This window comes from Paenibacillus sp. LS-5 (genome assembly GCF_056121505.1).
This window is the reverse complement of sequence record NZ_JBWAVA010000095.1, coordinates 1-258: the sequence shown is the minus strand read 5'-3', so window position 1 is coordinate 258 and position 258 is coordinate 1. Positions and strand designations below refer to the sequence as shown.

At 35.7% G+C, this 258-nt stretch carries 1 protein-coding gene; it reads left to right on the top strand.

The features are described from left to right. The coding region (locus AC0MA3_RS26605) for a S49 family peptidase (protein ID WP_474658362.1) at positions 1-258 on the top strand (258 nt) is incomplete at both ends.

Here is a 258-nt window from a genome sequence, read left to right as displayed (position 1 = left end):
ATGGTATTGGAATAGAGGTGATCCGTCATGGTAAATTCAAGTCTGCGGTAGAGCCTTTCTTAAGAAATGATATTTCTCCGGAAAATAAAGAACAGCTAAGTACCCTGTTGAATGACCTTTGGAAAAATACATCTTATAAAATGGCAACTTCAAGAAAAATTGATACTGCTCAATTCAGAACGATTGTTGACAGCTTATATGGAATGATTCCTGAGCAGGGGGTAAAATATAAACTGGCAGATAAGCTTATCCAAAAAT